Consider the following 17,729-nt stretch of genomic DNA (forward strand, 5'->3'; position numbering starts at 1 on the left):
AGATTTAGTTTTGGCGAGCTATTCACGATTGACGATTGTCGATTGACGATTCAAATCATTTAATAATAAACGAGATCCACTTAATCCAGAACAACATTTATTTATAGAACCATTTTATTTATGAACATCCATACCATCTTTGGCGCCGGCGGCGCTGTGGCCGATCAGTTAGTTCCTATATTATTAAGTAATAAAGAAAGCGTGCGATTGGTATCAAGGACTGCGAAAGCGATCCCTGGTGTTGCAACCGTTGCAGCAGATGCTACCAACTACCAGCAGACGCTGAATGCTATAAAAGGTTCATCCATCGTGTACCTGTTGATAGGGCTGCCCTACGATAGCCGCATCTGGGCGGCACAATGGCCGGTGATCATGACCAATGTCATCAATGCCTGCAAGGAAACCGGGGCCAGGCTTATTTTCTTCGATAACGTGTACATGTACGGGAAAGTGAACGGCTGGATGACGGAAGCAACGCCTTTCAACCCCTGCAGTAAAAAAGGTGAAATAAGGGCCGCCATTGCCAATCAACTGCTGCAGGAAACCAGGGCAGGCAACCTGCAGGCAATGATTGCCCGGAGCGCAGATTTTTATGGTCCAATCGGGTTCAAGACCAGTGTGCCGAACCTGCTGGTGATCCAGAACCTGTTGAAAGGAAAGAAAGCGCAATGGCTTGGTGACGCCGATCAACCACATTCTATTACGTATGTACCGGATGCCGCCAAAGCGTTGTACCTGCTGGCCAACCGGCCCGATGCGTTCAATCAAACCTGGCATTTGCCAACAGCCAGTGAGCTTATCACCGGCCGGCAATTTGTGCAACAGGCTGCTGCGTTGATGCAAAAGCCGGATGGGGTGTCAGTAATTCCAAACTGGATGCTCGGGTTGGCGGGATTGTTTAACCGTACCATGAAGGAGTTAGTCGAAATGAATTACCAGAATGAACATCCCTACCTTTTCAGTTCTGATAAATTCAATAAAGCATTTGGGTTCACGCCAACTTCCTATGCTGAGGGGATTAAAGAAACTGTGCAATGGGCGTTGGTTAATTAGCAAATGTGCAAATGTGAAAAGGCGGCACAAGGCTGAAGGCTCAGGGCTGAAGGCTCAAGGCGCTCCCTTTAGGGGGCTGGGGCTAACTCACCATGGGATGCGGCTTGAACGGCCGTGTTCGATCGAACTGGTACCGGTACGTGGTTAACACCCGGCTGCGGAAAGTATCACCGAGGCCGGCGGCTACGTTCAACATCTTGGGGTTGAAGTCGCCGATCCATTGCATTTCATACTCGGTGTAAGGCGTTTGCCATTGGATCACCTTGCCCGATTCAACGATCATATAGGCATCGATCCCCTTGCCCTGGAACTCAGGCACAATTCCAAATACCAGGCCCGTGCATTTTTTGCAGGGCTTGGTCTTTTTGATCCAGAGAAATTTCAATTTATGGTACCAGCTGAACTGGCCATCCAGGTATTTGAACCATTGGTTAAGGTCGGGCAGGTTGATGAACATGGCGATCGGCTGCTCCTTATGATAAGTAAACCAGATGATGCGCTCGTCCATCACCGGCTTCATTTTTTTGAACATCAGCAGCACCTGGTCTTTCTTTAATTCTTTTAACCCGCCGTGACCGGCCCAGGCTTTGTTATATATATAAGCAAAGTCGTTCGCGAATTTTCCGAGCTCTTTTTTATTGATGGGAATACACCGGTAATCGGGGGTGGCATAATGGGCATGCCGTTCATGCAGTTTGTCGCTCAGCTTTTTCTTGGGGTCTAACCCAAAACAGATCTGGTTGAAGAAGGGCCGGAACCCATAGGTTTCGAATAACTCGCGATAGTAGGGCGGGTTATAGTTCATGCAATAGAGCGGTTCCTGAAAGCCTTCAGTTACCAGTCCCCACCAGCGGTCGCGTTCCCCAAAATTAATGGGGCCGTCCATAGCTTCCACGCCGCGTTGCATGAGCCAGTGTTTGGCAACATCGAACAGCATATCAGCGGCTGCCTGGTCATTGATACAATCGAAAAAGCCAATGCCGCCCACCGGAAATTCATCGCCCTTGTTCTTATATTTCCTGTTTATAAAAGCGGCAATGCGGCCGATGCATTTGTTATCAGCATTATATAATACCCACCGGATACATTCGCCGTGCCGGAAACTTTTGTTTTTTTCTGGATTGAACACTTCTTCCACATCCTTATCGAGGGGGCGGATGTAATTGGGGTTGGACTTATTTAGTTCAACATTTACCCTAATGAAATCTCTGGCTGTACCTGATGTGCTTACTTCAATTAATTGCATGTTCGGATATAAGGATATCGCAGTGTCCGTTTTGAAAGTACAAATAAAACGAAAAAGCGCTAATGAAAGGCAAAAAGGCAGCGAGGCAACAAGGTACAAAGGCAAAAAGGCACAAAGGCAACGAGGCAACAAGGCGTAAATGCAGGCAAAGTGGCACCCCGCAACCGGCAACCTGTAACTGGCGCCCGGCAACCGGTAACCGGCAACTGACACCCGGTAACCGGCAACCGGCCTCCGGCAACCGGAATTCTCCCCAAACCGCCATCCCGAGAAAAATCTACGGCTTTAAATTGCCAAATTATCCCTCCATCACTTACCTTTGCAGCCGAAATTAAAAAGGCTGCTTTGAATTGTAAATAAAGCGTTGAAAATCAAAGTAGTTAATTAAAACGCTCACGCAAAATCAAACTATTATATGCCAAATGTTGGTAAGATCAAGCAGATCATCGGTGCTGTAGTAGACGTGCAGTTTGAAGGAAAACTCCCTGAAATTTATAATGCGCTGGAATTAAAGCGCCCAAATGGTGAAGTACTCGTGCTGGAAGCACAGCAACACCTGGGTGAGGACAGCGTTCGTTGTATCGCTATGGACGGTACCGAAGGCCTGGTGCGGGGAATGGAAGTAGCAGATACCGGTGCTGCGATTGCCATGCCAACCGGTGAAGCTATCAAAGGTCGTTTGTTCAATGTAACCGGCGATCCTATCGATGGATTACCCGCTGTTCCTAAAGTAGGCGGCCGTCCTATTCACAGCAAACCCCCGGCATTTGAAAACCTGAGCACCTCTCAGGAAGTGTTGTTCACTGGTATCAAAGTAATCGACCTCATCGAGCCTTACGCAAAAGGTGGTAAGATCGGTTTATTCGGTGGTGCCGGTGTGGGTAAAACGGTATTGATCCAGGAGCTTATCAACAATATCGCCAAAGCATATTCCGGTTTATCAGTGTTTGCCGGTGTGGGTGAAAGAACCCGCGAAGGAAACGACCTGATGCGTGAAATGATCGAAGCCGGCATTATGAAATACGGCGACGATTTCAAACACAGCATGGAACACGGTGGCTGGGACCTCAGCAAAGTGAATATGAAAGAACTGTCTGATTCAAAAGCTACTTTCGTCTTCGGACAAATGAACGAGCCCCCGGGCGCCCGCGCCCGTGTGGCCCTGAGTGGTTTGACCATCGCCGAGTACTATCGTGATGGTGACGGACAAGGCAAAGGCCGCGACATCCTGTTCTTCGTAGATAACATCTTCCGTTTCACCCAGGCTGGTTCTGAAGTATCAGCGTTGTTGGGACGTATGCCTTCTGCGGTGGGTTACCAACCTACCCTGGCTACAGAAATGGGTCTGATGCAGGAGCGTATCACTTCTACCAAAAATGGTTCAATCACTTCCGTACAGGCGGTTTACGTACCTGCGGATGACCTGACTGACCCCGCTCCGGCTACCACCTTCGCCCACCTGGATGCTACTACCGTATTAAGCCGTAAGATCGCCGACTTAGGTATCTATCCTGCGGTTGACCCGCTGGATTCTACCAGCCGGATCCTTACGCCGCAGATCGTGGGTGACGCTCACTATAACTGCGCTAACCGTGTAAAACTGATCCTGCAACGTTATAAAGAATTACAGGACATCATCGCCATCCTCGGTATGGATGAGTTGAGTGAAGAAGATAAACAAACCGTATTCCGCGCCCGTAAAGTACAACGCTTCCTGTCACAACCTTTCCATGTGGCTGAGCAGTTCACCGGTCTGAAAGGAGTACTGGTTCCCATTGAAGAAACGATCCGCGGCTTTAACATGATCATGGATGGTGAAGTAGATGACTATCCTGAAGCAGCTTTCAACCTGGTAGGTACTATCGATGATGCTATCGAAAAAGGTAAGAAGCTGTTGGCGCAAGCGCAAGGTTAATTAGCTGATTAGCTAATTTGCTAATTAGCTAATGCTTAAACGCGGCCTTCAATTTACTATTAGTCTGTTGCATAGAGATAATTAGCATATTATCACATTAGCAAATTAGCACATTATGAATTTAGAGATATTAACTCCGGAGAAAAAGCTGTTCAGTGGCGAGGTGTACGGCGTTCAACTGCCTGGTATAACCGGCTTGTTTGAAGTGCTTGACAAACATGCTCCGCTGGTAAGCGCACTGAAGTCTGGCCGGGTAAAAGTGTTAAAAGATAAAAGCAATCACCTGGCTTATTACGATATCCAAAGTGGTTTTGTAGAAGTGCTGAACAATAAGACCACCGTTCTGGTAGAAGGCGCTACTTCTGCAGAATAGCCGATATTGACCATCTCTCAGCCAGATCCAACTATATTTCCCTCCGGTTCAACCGGGGGGATTTTTTTTACGCCGCCATCCGGGATGAAGCTGTCTGCCGGCCTTGTTTCGTCCAGGCTTCTCAAAGGCGGCGCAGCAGGCAGGCGTTTAACGCAATGCCAGATGAGAAATTAGTTGCCCACAACTGTATGGGTGGGGCAGGCAGGACAGGGAACGTTCCACAGACCCTGTAATATGGCGGGCAAAAAAAAACTCCCGCCAGAAGGCAGGAGATTCTACTGTTGATAGCTAAACACTATGTGTAATGCGCCTCTCTCCGCCAACCGGCGGAGAAGGTCGGTGACTTAAACATTCGTCTTCTGAATAACGGCTGAAGGTTTCTTGGCCATGAGCCAGATATCGTATAACAGATCAGATTTATCGGCATCCGTCGCCAGCTGTATATCTTTCGGCATGGCCAGCTTGTTCTCTTTCTCGGCCTGCCAGCCGGTAATACCAGCCGGGGCCAGGAAATGATCGGCGGCTGAATTGGTTGTCAGCTGCTCGGCTTCATACAAGGGCAGCGCACGGTAACCTACCAGTGACATATCGCCCAGCCAAACGTTCAATAACTGGGGCAGTTCATCCAGACCGGTCTTGCGTAAGAACAAACCAATTTTGCTGATGGAAACGCCGTTCTTCATTTTATCAATATCCTGGATAACCGTATTGAACTTATACAAATGGAAGAGGCGGTAACCGCGGCCTGTGCGAATGGTCGAGTATAAAACAGGACCTCCGGTATCAAGCTTAACCGTAAGCGCTATCATTAGCATAAGCGGCGCCATAATGGCCAGGATCACGGAAGAGATCGCCAGATCGAGCCCTCTTTTCAGCAAGGCACGGGCACTTGCATACCTGGGGAAAGAAGTTTCTACCTGGCAGCTTTCGGGTTGCATCACGCGCTTTTCTTTCATTTTCCGCAGAAAGTTCAGCTTACGCTCCAGCGCAGGGGCAGTGAATTCATGCAGGAACAGCAGCTCATCGATGAATGCGTGTTTTTTGAACTGTGTTATGGCTTCTTTTGACAAGCCAGATCCCTCAACGATAAAAGGAACGCCGGCCAGTATTTTATGGCTGTTAACGAACTGATGCAATGTTACCAACTGGTTAATGCCCATGGTACCATCGGCGATGATCATGCCGGGGATGGTAACAGCATCCTGTTTGTTTAATAATCTTTTTAATGTGAAAATGGCGCTGTCGGCCGATACAGCGGAATAACCGAATTCAAAATATTCTTTCAGTTTTTCGGTATAACGGGGTTGCGTACCGATATAAAAGAACTGCAACCGGGTAATGTCAGTTGGTTCGGGTTCGGCTACAGGTAAACTGTAACGTTTGTATGTATTAACTATTTTTTTCGTGGGTAGAATTGATAGATCCATAGAAGACATTTTAATTGATCAATCCCGGTTCCCTGAACCGGCTTTCACTTTAATTCACATGCGAAACTGGTGCCACCCTGCTCATAACTTTTTGAACTGTTTCGTTTAACTCAAGCGGATTAAAAGGCTTCGTATAATAATCTCCAATACCATATTGCAGGCATTTGGCAGCAATTACTTCTTTGTCGAGCGATGATAATACGATAAGGGGAATATCCCGGTAAATAGCGCTGGATGTAAATTCGGCGATCAATTCCCAATCCTGAACATCTGACAACTGTGGATCTACGATGATCAGATCGGGTAAATTTTTCTTTGCCAGCCAAAACATGGCCGAACAGGCATCAGGGGCAGTAACAACCTGGTAATCCTTTCCCAAAACTGTATGCAATAAAAACCTGATCGCTTTGCTATCGTCAATAGCCAGTATACTTCTTCTCATTCTTGTACGTTAAATGCTGAAAAACGAATTGCCCGGTTTCTATAAGACATACAGATGCATTCGGTCCGCACAGGAATTGGGGAATACTTCCAGGACATATCTGAATGCCAGGAATCAAACTACATAATTGGTGAAAAACGGCTTTACAGGATTGTTAGATTAACTTCTACTTTCTTATTAGTGTTAACCAGTTTGAGGGGAATTTCTAAGGATTTGTGGTATGGATAAGCTACAAATTTTTTAATCCTTACGGCTTTCAATGGATAGGCACAATAAAAGTAATAACAAAAGCCAATAAATCAAATACCCACCAGTACGTACGTTATGCATATTTAATGCCGATCAGTTATAAGGTGTTCTATAAGTGCCGGTTATAGCTGGGATCGATTTGGATAACTATTTATCCACATATACTGATGTTTCGCCGCTAAAAGCGCATAACTAATTAATTATCATATAGTATTTTCTTCTATTATCAACATTTTAACATGAAGTAAATGGGAAAATGTGCAACTTGAAGGCCAATTTGAAAATTTGAAAGGTCCACACAAGGTCAGGACAAGTTGTGCAAATGAGGGCCACGGCTTTGCTCCGGGAATTGCAGCGCTACCAAAAAACAAAGCAATGCTGAACCTGAATTTCATTAGCTAATTTTCAGATTTGCTAATTTGCATATTGCTTTTCATATTAAATGAATCACTATGAAGAAATTTTTATTTACAGCCAGTCTGTTAGTACTTTTTAGTGTAGTGGCTGTGGCCCAGGACGAAGAAGCGGAGCCGGTAAAAAGAGGTTTCGATAAGAGTAAGCTGTTCTTCGGTGGCAATTTCGGGCTGGGTTTCGGAAGTGTGTCAACGTTAATAAATGTATCTCCCCAAATTGGTTACCGGTTTAACCGCTATCTGGCTGCCGGTGCGGGGGTAAACTTTATTTATTCCAGCTACAAATATCAGTGGGAAGGTTATAAAGAACAATTCGGTGTAGCGGGTTTAAATATCTTCGGCCGGGTATATCCCATAGATTATGTTTTTTTACAGGTGCAGCCGGAAGCAAATTTCACCTGGGTGAAATATAAATTTGATGATGGCAGACCTGATTTTAAACTGGACGATAAGATCGTACCGTCTTTACTGGGAGGTATAGGTGCAGCTATACCGGCAGGCCGGGGTGCATTCATCGTGATGGCTCAGTACGATCTGTTGCAAAATGACCGCAGTCCCTACGGCAATCGCGCCTTCTTTAATTTTGGATACAACATCGGTCTCTAATTTGATAATGTGATAATTCGATAATGTGATAATGCTTTTGGGCGGTTTTCAATTCATTATCAAATTATCACATTAGCTAATTATCACATTGCTTTATTGATAAGTATCGGCCATTACTTCTGGCAAAAACACCGCTAGGGATCAAGGTCATCCAATCTTATTAAAGATTTCTACAGGCGTATCGCAAAAGATGATCCGTTCTTCGGGCAGCTCGTACAGGAAGTCTTCTTTCTTCAAATGCTGTAAATGCAATTTGAGGTGATTGTAAAAGCCTTCGGTATTCAACACGTAGATTTTTTTGTCGTGGATCCTAAGCTGGTTCCAGGTGAGCATTTCAAACAGTTCATCGAGTGTGCCAAAGCCACCGGGCAGTACAATGGCCGCATCGCACATTTCATACATCATCTTTTTTCGCGTATGCATATCAGGCACAACAAACAGCTCGGTGAGGCCCTCGTGCTGATGTTCCCATTCAGTAAGTATTTTAGGTATCACGCCCATCACCTTGCCGCCATGGGACAATACAGAATCGGCAATGGCGCCCATTAAGCCGGATTTACCGCCACCATATACCAGCCGCAGATTCAGCAGGGCGATGAGCTTGCCGAGTTCTGCTGCATGTTTCATAAATAAAGGGTTTTGTCCGGTCCTTGATCCGCAAAAAACTACTACCGATTCAATCTTCATGCTCGCTGTTTTTAGTACGGGCAGATATTGTTAAAAATATGCCTGCCAGCGGCTAAGATAAATGGATTATCAGCAATAGTAAAACACAATTTTGTTATCTTCAGACCTTAAGTCTGAAAGAAAGATCGTTGCCATGCAGCGCCGTTTGCCTGCCAAAGGAAGTCTGCTGCAGCCTGTTAAAAACGCTGTAAACTGTCTGCTTTCAAGCATTTATACCATTGACCTATCCGACTTTAAAGAACCGTTTAATTATCGTTTATTTTATGTCTGCATCGCTGTTGTTCTCTTTTGTTATTGGTTATTTCGTTTTGTTGCTGGTTGTTGCATGGCTTACTTCACGTAATTCAAACAACGATTCTTTCTTCATTGGTAACCGCAGCTCCAACTGGATGCTCGTGGCCTTTGGTATGGTGGGCACTTCGCTGAGTGGTGTCACCTTTGTATCGGTACCCGGAACAGTAGGTGATTTTACAGGGAATGCGCATAAGGGGTTTGCGTATTTCCAGGTAGTGATAGGCTATATAATCGGCTACCTGGTAGTGGCTTTTGTGCTCCTGCCATTGTATTACCGCATGAATCTCACCTCCATTTACAATTATCTGCAGAAGCGGTTCGGCACCATTGCGTATAAAACGGGCGCTCTGTTCTTTATCATCTCGCGCACCGTCGGCGCAACAGCCCGGTTATACCTGGTGATATTTGTATTGCAGGAATTTATTCTGAAGAACTTTGGCATTCCCTTCATCGTTACAGCACTTATCATTTTATTGATGATCCTGCTGTATACCTTCGAAGGCGGCGTGAAAACCATTGTATATACCGATACTTTGCAAACTACGCTCATGCTGGCCGGACTGGTAGTGACTGTTGTGTATATTTTAAACAGCATGAATTTATCAGTAGGCGATGCCATGCGAACGCTCACCGATAAAGGCTATGCCACTATTTTCAATACGGATCCCAAAAGCGGCGGCTTTTTCCTCAAGCAGATCATCGGCGGCGCTTTTATAACCATCTCCATGTTTGGGCTCGACCAGGAAATGATGCAAAAGAACATCAGTGTAAAAACCCTGAAAGATTCGCAGAAGAACATGATCACCTTTAATCTGGTAAGTGCCGGCGTGAATTTTTTATTCCTGTTGCTGGGCGGATTGTTATACCTGTATGCCCTGAACCATGGCGCTGAATATACCCAGGTAACTACCAATGGAAGTACCCAATGGCAATTGATCACCGCCGATAATCAGAATATAATAGGTGATACGCTTTTTCCCACAGTGGCATTACAAATGATGCCGCAGGCAATAGCTATCATATTTATCATTGCATTGATCAGTGCCCTGTTCCCGAGTGCCGATGGTGCGTTAACGGCATTGACCTCTTCTTTCTGTATTGATATACTTGGGTTAAAACGCCGCGATGATCTTACGGAGAAGCAACAGAAGAAGATCAGGCTAACCGTGCACCTTACATTTACAGTTGTATTCCTTATCTGTATTATGATATTCTACTGGATTGGCAATCGTAGTATTATTGATAAAATACTCACACTGGCAGGGTATACTTACGGTCCGTTGTTAGGGCTTTTTGCATTCGGGATCCTTAGTAAAAGGGCTTTGCCCCAAACAAGTTTGATCACTGTTATTTGTCTGGCCGCGCCGGTAGCAAGTTATCTGATCAGCCAGTATTCTGCGATATTGTTCAATGGATACCAGGTAGGTATTGAGCTGCTTATTATAAATGGATTGCTCACGTACCTGGGCTTGTTGAGTATTTCAAAAAAAGCGGTAGCAGCACAATAAAAAGTAAAAATGTTTTTTAAATGCGAGTGGCGTTCTCATAGGGGAACGCCACTCGTGTTATTGTATTGGTTCTATAAAAAATTTTCAGTTGCATCATTAGGTTAATGGCTTTAAAAAAATGAATGGCTTGTAAACTAAAAGTTATTTTCCTCCGTTTAATAGCTACCAATGCAATTATCGTTGTACCGTAAACGAAGGAAGTGTTCAGTGTACAATGCAATTTACCATCCTTGAAGGAATAAGATCTGCCCAATAATATTTACGATAGCTGGAGTGTTTAGTCAAAGGTCGGGAGGCCATTTTTTGAAGGTGAATGGATATTTCTCCCGACTGATGACTAACCAAAACAATGTGATAATGTGATAATTTGATAATGTGATAATGAAATACAGCTTTATACTCCATCCTGCATCTCCGCCCTGCAACCTGTATTCCCTGCAACCTGTAACTTGTAACCTGTAACCTGTATCCCCCTGCCCCCAGTATTCCCTGCAACCTGTAACCTGTAACCTGTAACTTGTACCCTGCAACCCCCAACACTTACTATCTTTGCGGGTAAAACATCAACATTGGAGATCATTGATCCAAAAGCTGAGGCCTATGCCGGTCGGTACACATCGCCGGAAGATGCGCTTTTACAGGAGATATCGGCTACTACCCAGGCATCGCACGCCCATGCCCATATGTTAAGCGGCCATGTACAGGGGAAGTTCCTGGAAATGATCAGTTGCCTGTTACAGCCCCGGCGCATCCTTGAAATAGGCACTTTTACCGGTTATAGCGCCCTTTGCCTTGCTAAGGGGTTGTTAAAAGATGGAAAAATACATACAATTGAGCTCCGGGAAGAGGACGCATCTGTAGCGCAGGCAAATTTCAATAGGTCAATTGACGCGGGTAAGATAATTTTGCATGTGGGTAACGCGTTAAGCATTATCCCCGGGTTGAATGAGACCTGGGATCTGGTATTTATTGACGCAGATAAGGTAAGTTATACCCAATATTACCAGTTGGTATTGCCGTTGGTACGGCCAGGCGGCTTGATTTTAGCGGACAATGTACTTTTTCACGGTCAGGTGCTTCAGCAACCGGTAACCGGCAAGAACGCGAAGGCTATCCAGGCGTTTAATGAATATGTGCAGCAGGATGTTCGGGTCGACAAGGTGTTGCTAACTATCCGGGATGGGTTACTAATGATTAGAAAAAAATAAAACAGAAAACCGTTGAAACGATTACTGGTTGTAATAACAATTTTCGCCGTGCAGGGCCTTAAGGCGCAGCGCAACAACGACGTCATCGATTACATAAATACGTATAAGGAAATAGCCATCCGCGAAATGCAACGCAGTGGCGTGCCGGCGTCCATCACCCTGGCACAGGGTATTCATGAAAGCATGGCCGGTAAAAGCGACCTGGTGCAAAGATCGAATAACCATTTCGGCATCAAATGCCGCACCGAGTGGAAGGGGGAGAAAGTGTACCACGATGACGATGCCCGTGGTGAATGTTTCAGAAAATATGCAAAGGCTGACGAGTCGTATATAGATCATTCCGATTTTCTGCGTAATGGCGCCCGGTATGCCTTCCTGTTCGAATACGATCCTACCGACTATAACAAATGGGCGCATGGGTTAAAAAAAGCCGGTTATGCCACCAATCCCAAATATGCGCAGATCCTCATTAAAACTATTGAAGACTACAACCTGCAGCAGTACACGCTGATCGCCATGGGCAAATTATCCCCCAAAGATGAAGTGCTGGCAGGCGGCGGCAAGCCGGTGAGCATCAGCAATGGCGTGGCCATCCGGGACATACCCGCAGGCAAACCTGCGGTTGACTATCCCATTGGCGAATTCAAGATCAACCGCGCCAAAGTGATCTTTGCAAAAGCAGGCACTTCTTTATTGGGAATTGCCAAACAATATGATGTTTCGTTAAAGCACCTGCTCGATTTCAATGAGTTGTCGGAAGACGACGATGACGTACTGGCCGAAGACCAGCTCATATTCCTGCAGCGCAAACGCAGATCGGGCGAAGTAGAGTTTCATGAAGTAAAGCCCGGCGAAACCCTGTACAGCATCAGCCAGGCAGAAGGCATCAGGCTCGATAACCTTATTAATTACAATCATTTACAAGACCAGCCGGAACCGGCAGTAGGCGAAAAGCTGTATTTACAGTCAAAAGCCCCGGAAAGGCCAAGGCTGTCGACCGAGGTGATAGCATCGGGCCCCCAGCCCCCCGTTATAACGCCTGACCAGATCACCCCCGCCAATTCATCGGCTGTAACGGCAAGCCTGCATATCGTAAGGGAAAAAGAAACTTTGTATAGTATCGCGAAAAAGTATAGTATTACAGTAGAACAACTCAAAGAATGGAATAAACTGACTGGTAATGACCTGAAAACCGGACAGGAACTGGTTATTTACAAAAACTGACTTATGGGTGAGATGCGCGTACACGACAAACAATTTGAACCATACATTAGTGCTGAAAAGATTGCTGACCGGATAAAAGAGATAGCCGGAAAACTGAATAAAGACTTCGCCGGTAAAAAGCCATTGTTCATTGCAATTTTGAATGGCTCATTTATGTTTGCGGCCGACCTGTTTAAGGAGCTTGCCATCGATGCCGAGATCTGTTTTATAAAGCTGGCTTCTTATAAGGGAACAAAATCAACCGGGCATGTGATCACCGCTATTGGCCTTGATATGGATCTGTTTGGCCGGGATGTGGTTATTGTTGAAGATATAGTGGACACCGGTAAAACGCTCAGCGAATTTCTGCCCCAGTTACAGCACCAGCAACCTGCCTCGTTGAAAATTGTAGCGCTGCTGCACAAACCTGAAGCAACGGTATTCCCCATTACCATCGATTACCTTGGATTTTCTATTCCCAACAAATTTGTAGTTGGGTACGGCCTGGATTATGACGGATTAGGTAGAAACATTCCTGAAATCTTCAAGTTGATTGAGTAGAGTTGATATGTTACAATGAAGTTGACTAGTTGACCAGTTAACTAGTTAACCTGTTAACCCGTTAACTGGTTAACTTTTATCAACATATTGAAAGCTGCTATCGCCATATTAACCTCTTTCCTGTGTGTAATTGCCGCGCATGCGCAATATTATCTACGCGGGGAGATCAGAGACGAAAAGAATAATCTTTTGTCGAATGCACGCATTTTGCTTCATTCAACCGGTTATGTGTACTCTTCCGGCAGCAGCGGCTCATTCGGCATCATGACCAGCAAACGGATCGACTCCATTACCATTTCGCTCGACGGCTACCAGGCCCTGTCGGTAAAACTGGAAACCGCCAAATACCACTCCCTTGTATTAAAAACATTATTTACATCGGCCAACCTGCAAAAGAACCGCCTGCTTTCATTTACCCGTAATTTAAAACCCGGCGACCGCCGTAACCGGACCATCGGCGGCGAAACCTATAACTCATTACTGGAAAATGATTTTGTACAGGCCGACAAATATCCCGAAACGGGATTTGCTATCAACACCGACAAGGCGTCGTACAGCAATGTGCGCCGTTTCCTGAATATGAATACAACCGTGCCGCCCGATGCCGTACGCACCGAAGAGCTGCTGAACTATTTCAACTTCAAATACCAGCCACCGCCAGCCGACAGTGTTTTTGGTTTTCATTCCTATATTTCAGAATGCCCATGGAACAAGGCGAATCAGTTGCTGGCACTCCATGTATCAGCACGAAAGCTCGATCCCGATAAAATACCGCCGAGCAACCTGGTATTCCTGATAGATGTGTCAGGCTCCATGGATATGCCTAACCGGTTGCCGCTGCTGAAGTCGGCCTTCACACTGCTGGTAAATAACCTGCGCGATAAGGACACCATTTCAATCGTAGTGTACGGCAGCACCATCGGCGTTTGGTTGCAACCTACTTCGGGAAAGGAAAAGGAAAAGATCCGCAAATCGATCGAAGAGTTGTATCCGGGCGGATCAACCCCCGGCGAGTCGGGTATCAGAACCGCTTATAACCTGGCCAAAAACCAGTTCATAAAGGGCGGCAATAACCGCGTGATCCTGGCTACCGACGGCGATTTCAATGTAGGCCAAACCAGCGATGATGAATTGGAGAAACTGATCACCCTGCACCAGCAATCGGGTATTTACTTAACCTGTTTGGGCGTGGGCATGGGCAATTATAAAGACTCGAAACTGGAAGTACTGGCGAAAAAAGGGAATGGCAATTTTGCCTACCTGGACAATGAACGCGAAGCGGAAAAAGTGCTGGTAAAAGAGTTGACGCAAACCCTGTACAGCGTGGCCGATAACGCTTTTCTGAATATTGCATTCAATCCCGGCCTGGTTAAAAATTACCGGTTAATTGGTTTTGATAACAAGTGGAAGGCATTGGTTGATTCGGTGAGTGAGCTCGATGGGGGAGAAGTGGGCTCAGGGCACGCTGTGGTGGCTTTATTTGAAATAGATCCGGTTTTTCCTACAGCAACGCCGGTAACTGCGCGGGGCGACCTGGCGTTTATAAACGTGCGGTATGAATTGCCGAACGATACTTTACATCGATTTACCAGCTATCGTTGTCCTTATACCGTTACGCCGTTCAGCAGTTTGCCGGCCACTTATCGTTTTGCCGCATCGGTGGCCATGTTTGCCGCTTTGCTGAAAGAGTCGAAATATGCCCGCACTTACAGTTGGGCCGAAGTGATAAAACTGGCGGAGGAATCGGCAGAACCGCAAGACGCAGTTCAGCAGGAGTTCATTTCGATCATTGAGAAGGCGAAGAAGATCTATGGGAAGGAGAGGAAGAGGAAGAAATCGATGTGATAATTTGATAATTAGATGATGTGATAATTATATACATAAAAAATGTGATAATGGCTTTTGTGGGGCAAGCCATTATCACATTATCGAATTATCACATTAGCTAATTAGCTAAACATTTCTCTCACTTTATCAAAAAAGCTTTTATCCGACTTTTCGGGTTGCGGTTTGAAATTTGGTGAGTTGTTCATCTTCTCCAGCATGGCTTTTTCATCTGCAGAGATATTCTGCGGTGTCCATACATTCACATAGATCAGCTGATCACCTTTTTCGTAAGAATTTACACCGGGGAAGCCTTTGCCTTTAAGCCGGAAGATCTTTCCGCTTTGGGTGCCCGCAGGTATTTTGATGCGGGCCTTGCCATCGATGGTAGGCACTTCAACCGAAGTACCGAAGCAGGCATCAGGGAAAGAAATATGCAACTCATACGCTACATTCAATCCATCGCGATGTAATTCCTTATGTTGTTCTTCTTCAATTAAAACGATGAGGTCACCGGGAGGGCCGCCGCGTTCGCCGGCATTACCTCTGCCGCCGAGGCTCAGCTGCATGCCTTCCTGTACACCGGCCGGAATATCGAGGGTAACGGTTTCTTCGCCATATACTCTTCCTTCGCCTTTACAGTTGCCGCATTTGGCGGTTATGGTAGTACCTTCCCCGTTACAGGTAGGGCAGGTAGTAACTGTTTGCATTTGCCCCAGGAAAGTATTGGAAACACGGCGAACCTGTCCACTGCCACCGCAGGTGCCGCAGGTTTGAACGCTGCCTTTATCTTTTGCACCGCTGCCGTGGCAGGTATTACAGGGCACATGTTTTTTTACTTTAACCTGTTTGGTAACGCCTTTGGCTATTTCTTCGTAGGTCAGTTTGATCTTTATGCGCAGGTTGCTGCCGCGTACGCCACGCATTCTTTGTCCGCCCCTTCTGCCGCCGCCGCCGCCGCCAAAAAAGCTACCGAAGATATCATCGCCGAAAATATCGCCGAACTGGCTGAAGATATCTTCCATATTGGAAGCACCGCCACCAAAACCACGACCATTGCCCTGTACGCCGGCATGGCCAAAACGATCGTATTGCGCCCGCTTGTCGGCGTCGCTCAATACTTCATAGGCTTCGGCAGCTTCCTTGAATTTTTCTTCGGCTGCTTTATCGCCAGGGTTACGGTCGGGGTGATATTGCATGGCTACCTTGCGGTATGCTTTTTTGATCTCATCCGCCGAAGCGCCTTTCGCAACCCCCAGTATTTCGTAATAATCTCTTTTAGTAGACATATAAATCTAATGTGATAATGTGATAATTCGATAATGTGATAATCGATAATGTGATAATATGATAATTTCGATAATTTGATAATGGGTTTCTGTGTAACTGCTGAATTTAGTTCAGGCTTTCCGCCAGGCGTTTCGCGAGAATCGCATAAACGCATTATCAAATTATCACATTAGCTAATTATCAAATTATTTACCTACTACCACTTTCGCAAATCTTATAATTTTTTCATTCATATAATAACCCTTCTGCACTTCATCAACCACCTTGCCTTTCAGTTCTTCTGAAGGGGCTGGTATTTCAGTGATCGCTTCGTGCTGATCGGGATTGAAATCAGTTCCGATGGTCAACATGGGTTTTACGCCCTTGCTTTGCAGCGTAGTTCTTAACTTATTAAATACCAGCTGAATTCCCTCTTTCAGGGGTTGATTGTCACTGGCTTGTAACTGCTTTTCGGCACGGTCGCAGTCATCCAGCACTTCCAGCAGGGAGGTAACCACCTCTTTACCGGCCGTCTGGATCATTTCAATCCGCTCCTTCGCCGTGCGCCTTTTAAAATTCTCAAATTCGGCAACCTGACGCAAGTACTTATCTTTCAGCTCAGTGATCTCTGCTTTCAGCTTTTCCACGGCTTCCTCGCTGGCAACCGGTTCGTTAGGCTGCGAAGACCCACTGATGCTTTCATCGGTATTAACGTCCATCTCTGAATTTGTACCGTTTTCACGGTTCACGGTGTTTTTTTCATTTTCTGCCATAACTATCGCTTACGAGTTTTTCGCGTTTTAAAACTGAAATATTGACGGTCAAAAATGGCCTTTCCAACGCGTGTTGGAACTGGCTTTTTTGCGTCAAACCGGGCGCTGCCAGTACATCAGCGCTAAAAATACCATTTTTCACTGGCAAACACTATCTGTCAATTATTTTGCCAGGCCCCCCGGCAAGCCAAATTGTCTTATTTACAGCGAAATAAGTGAGAAAAAGACACTGCTTCTGACGGCTTTTGCCGGTCCGGAAACCGCTGCTTCCATTAGGGGGTGCAAAGATAGGTGATGGCGGGTGAAGGCCCGCAAAGGCAATTGGCAAATGACAATTGGCAAAAGGCAATGAGGCAATTGACAAAAGACAAATGGCAATGAGGCAACGAGGCAATTTGCAAATGACAATTGGCAAAAGGCAATGAGGCAATTGACAAAAGGCAAAATGGCAATGAGGCAACAAGGCAACGAGGCAACTGGCGGTTACCAGTTCGCCTCGTCAGGGCACTGGCAAATAAACGGGCAGTGCCTGCGGCCAAAGATCCCGGTAGCCCAAAGTCTGTTGTTACCGTGGAAATTCGCGAGCTACTCACCATTCACCATTGACCATTGACCATTGACCATTGACCATTCACATTGACCAGCAAAACATTTTATAGCACAATACATCTTTAACAT

Annotated in this window: 17 protein-coding genes; 11 read left to right on the forward strand and 6 right to left on the reverse strand. The window is 45.9% G+C overall.

Annotated features, from left to right (window positions below; translation table 11 throughout):
* Positions 1-120 precede the first annotated feature (120 nt).
* Positions 121-1,053: an NAD-dependent epimerase/dehydratase family protein gene (locus JUB15_RS10090; RefSeq protein WP_207512349.1), complete on the forward strand. Its 933-nt coding sequence runs from the start codon at positions 121-123 to the stop codon at positions 1,051-1,053.
* Positions 1,054-1,135: 82 nt separating this feature from the next.
* On the opposite strand, the gene JUB15_RS10095 is transcribed toward JUB15_RS10090, so the two are convergent.
* A complete protein-coding gene (locus JUB15_RS10095) occupies positions 1,136-2,299 on the reverse strand; it encodes a hypothetical protein (RefSeq protein WP_207512350.1) in 1,164 nt (387 codons plus the stop codon).
* A 62-nt stretch (positions 2,300-2,361) separates the two neighbouring features.
* On the opposite strand from JUB15_RS10095, the gene JUB15_RS10100 reads away from it, so the two are divergent.
* From JUB15_RS10100 to atpC, 3 genes are all read left to right on the forward strand, one after another.
* On the forward strand, positions 2,362-2,634 hold the full coding sequence (locus JUB15_RS10100) for a hypothetical protein (protein WP_207512351.1): 273 nt from the start codon (positions 2,362-2,364) through the stop codon (positions 2,632-2,634).
* Positions 2,635-2,714: 80 nt separating this feature from the next.
* The gene (atpD, locus tag JUB15_RS10105; protein ID WP_207512352.1) at positions 2,715-4,214 is read left to right on the forward strand and encodes a F0F1 ATP synthase subunit beta; all 1,500 of its coding nucleotides are present in this window, start codon (positions 2,715-2,717) and stop codon (positions 4,212-4,214) included.
* A gap of 115 nt (positions 4,215-4,329) precedes the next feature.
* The gene (atpC, locus tag JUB15_RS10110; protein ID WP_207512353.1) at positions 4,330-4,587 is read left to right on the forward strand and encodes an ATP synthase F1 subunit epsilon; all 258 of its coding nucleotides are present in this window, start codon (positions 4,330-4,332) and stop codon (positions 4,585-4,587) included.
* 344 nt (positions 4,588-4,931) lie between these two features.
* Here the strand turns inward: atpC and JUB15_RS10115 are convergent, their stop codons facing one another.
* Both JUB15_RS10115 and JUB15_RS10120 read right to left on the reverse strand, forming a co-directional pair.
* Entirely contained in the window at positions 4,932-6,014 is a 1,083-nt protein-coding gene (locus tag JUB15_RS10115; RefSeq protein WP_207512354.1) for a sugar transferase, read from the reverse strand.
* A gap of 49 nt (positions 6,015-6,063) precedes the next feature.
* Positions 6,064-6,456, reverse strand: a complete 393-nt coding sequence (locus tag JUB15_RS10120) for a response regulator (protein WP_207512355.1) — start codon at positions 6,454-6,456, stop codon at positions 6,064-6,066.
* Positions 6,457-7,157: 701 nt separating this feature from the next.
* On the opposite strand from JUB15_RS10120, the gene JUB15_RS10125 reads away from it, so the two are divergent.
* The gene (locus JUB15_RS10125; protein ID WP_207512356.1) at positions 7,158-7,724 is read left to right on the forward strand and encodes a hypothetical protein; all 567 of its coding nucleotides are present in this window, start codon (positions 7,158-7,160) and stop codon (positions 7,722-7,724) included.
* Positions 7,725-7,871: 147 nt separating this feature from the next.
* Here JUB15_RS10125 and JUB15_RS10130 read toward each other — a convergent pair whose 3' ends face one another.
* Positions 7,872-8,411, reverse strand: a complete 540-nt coding sequence (locus JUB15_RS10130) for an LOG family protein (RefSeq protein ID WP_207512357.1) — start codon at positions 8,409-8,411, stop codon at positions 7,872-7,874.
* A gap of 263 nt (positions 8,412-8,674) precedes the next feature.
* Here JUB15_RS10130 and JUB15_RS10135 point away from each other — a divergent pair, with 263 nt between their 5' ends.
* The 5 genes from JUB15_RS10135 (at position 8,675) to JUB15_RS10155 (ending at position 15,030) form a co-directional block, all read left to right on the forward strand.
* Positions 8,675-10,213, forward strand: coding sequence for a sodium:solute symporter (locus JUB15_RS10135; RefSeq protein ID WP_207512358.1), 1,539 nt, complete (start codon positions 8,675-8,677; stop codon positions 10,211-10,213).
* A 569-nt stretch (positions 10,214-10,782) separates the two neighbouring features.
* Positions 10,783-11,421, forward strand: coding sequence for an O-methyltransferase (locus JUB15_RS10140; RefSeq protein ID WP_207512359.1), 639 nt, complete (start codon positions 10,783-10,785; stop codon positions 11,419-11,421).
* 12 nt (positions 11,422-11,433) lie between these two features.
* Positions 11,434-12,645 carry a glucosaminidase domain-containing protein gene (locus tag JUB15_RS10145; RefSeq protein WP_207512360.1) on the forward strand — a complete coding sequence of 404 codons (1,212 nt, stop codon included), beginning with the start codon at positions 11,434-11,436 and terminating at the stop codon, positions 12,643-12,645.
* Between the two features lie 3 nt (positions 12,646-12,648).
* Entirely contained in the window at positions 12,649-13,185 is a 537-nt protein-coding gene (gene hpt, locus JUB15_RS10150) for a hypoxanthine phosphoribosyltransferase (protein WP_207512361.1), read from the forward strand.
* A gap of 87 nt (positions 13,186-13,272) precedes the next feature.
* Complete coding sequence (locus JUB15_RS10155; RefSeq protein WP_207512362.1) at positions 13,273-15,030, forward strand: vWA domain-containing protein; 1,758 nt, start codon at positions 13,273-13,275, stop codon at positions 15,028-15,030.
* Between the two features lie 104 nt (positions 15,031-15,134).
* On the opposite strand, the gene dnaJ is transcribed toward JUB15_RS10155, so the two are convergent.
* Positions 15,135-16,298, reverse strand: a complete 1,164-nt coding sequence (gene dnaJ / locus JUB15_RS10160) for a molecular chaperone DnaJ (protein WP_207512363.1) — start codon at positions 16,296-16,298, stop codon at positions 15,135-15,137.
* Positions 16,299-16,484: 186 nt separating this feature from the next.
* Positions 16,485-17,051 carry a nucleotide exchange factor GrpE gene (locus JUB15_RS10165; protein WP_207512364.1) on the reverse strand — a complete coding sequence of 189 codons (567 nt, stop codon included), beginning with the start codon at positions 17,049-17,051 and terminating at the stop codon, positions 16,485-16,487.
* Between the two features lie 451 nt (positions 17,052-17,502).
* On the opposite strand from JUB15_RS10165, the gene JUB15_RS10170 reads away from it, so the two are divergent.
* Entirely contained in the window at positions 17,503-17,664 is a 162-nt protein-coding gene (locus JUB15_RS10170; protein WP_207512365.1) for a hypothetical protein, read from the forward strand.
* Positions 17,665-17,729: the final 65 nt, after the last annotated feature.

The sequence above is a fragment of the Longitalea luteola genome (assembly GCF_017356035.1).
Classification (GTDB): domain Bacteria; phylum Bacteroidota; class Bacteroidia; order Chitinophagales; family Chitinophagaceae; genus Niastella; species Niastella luteola.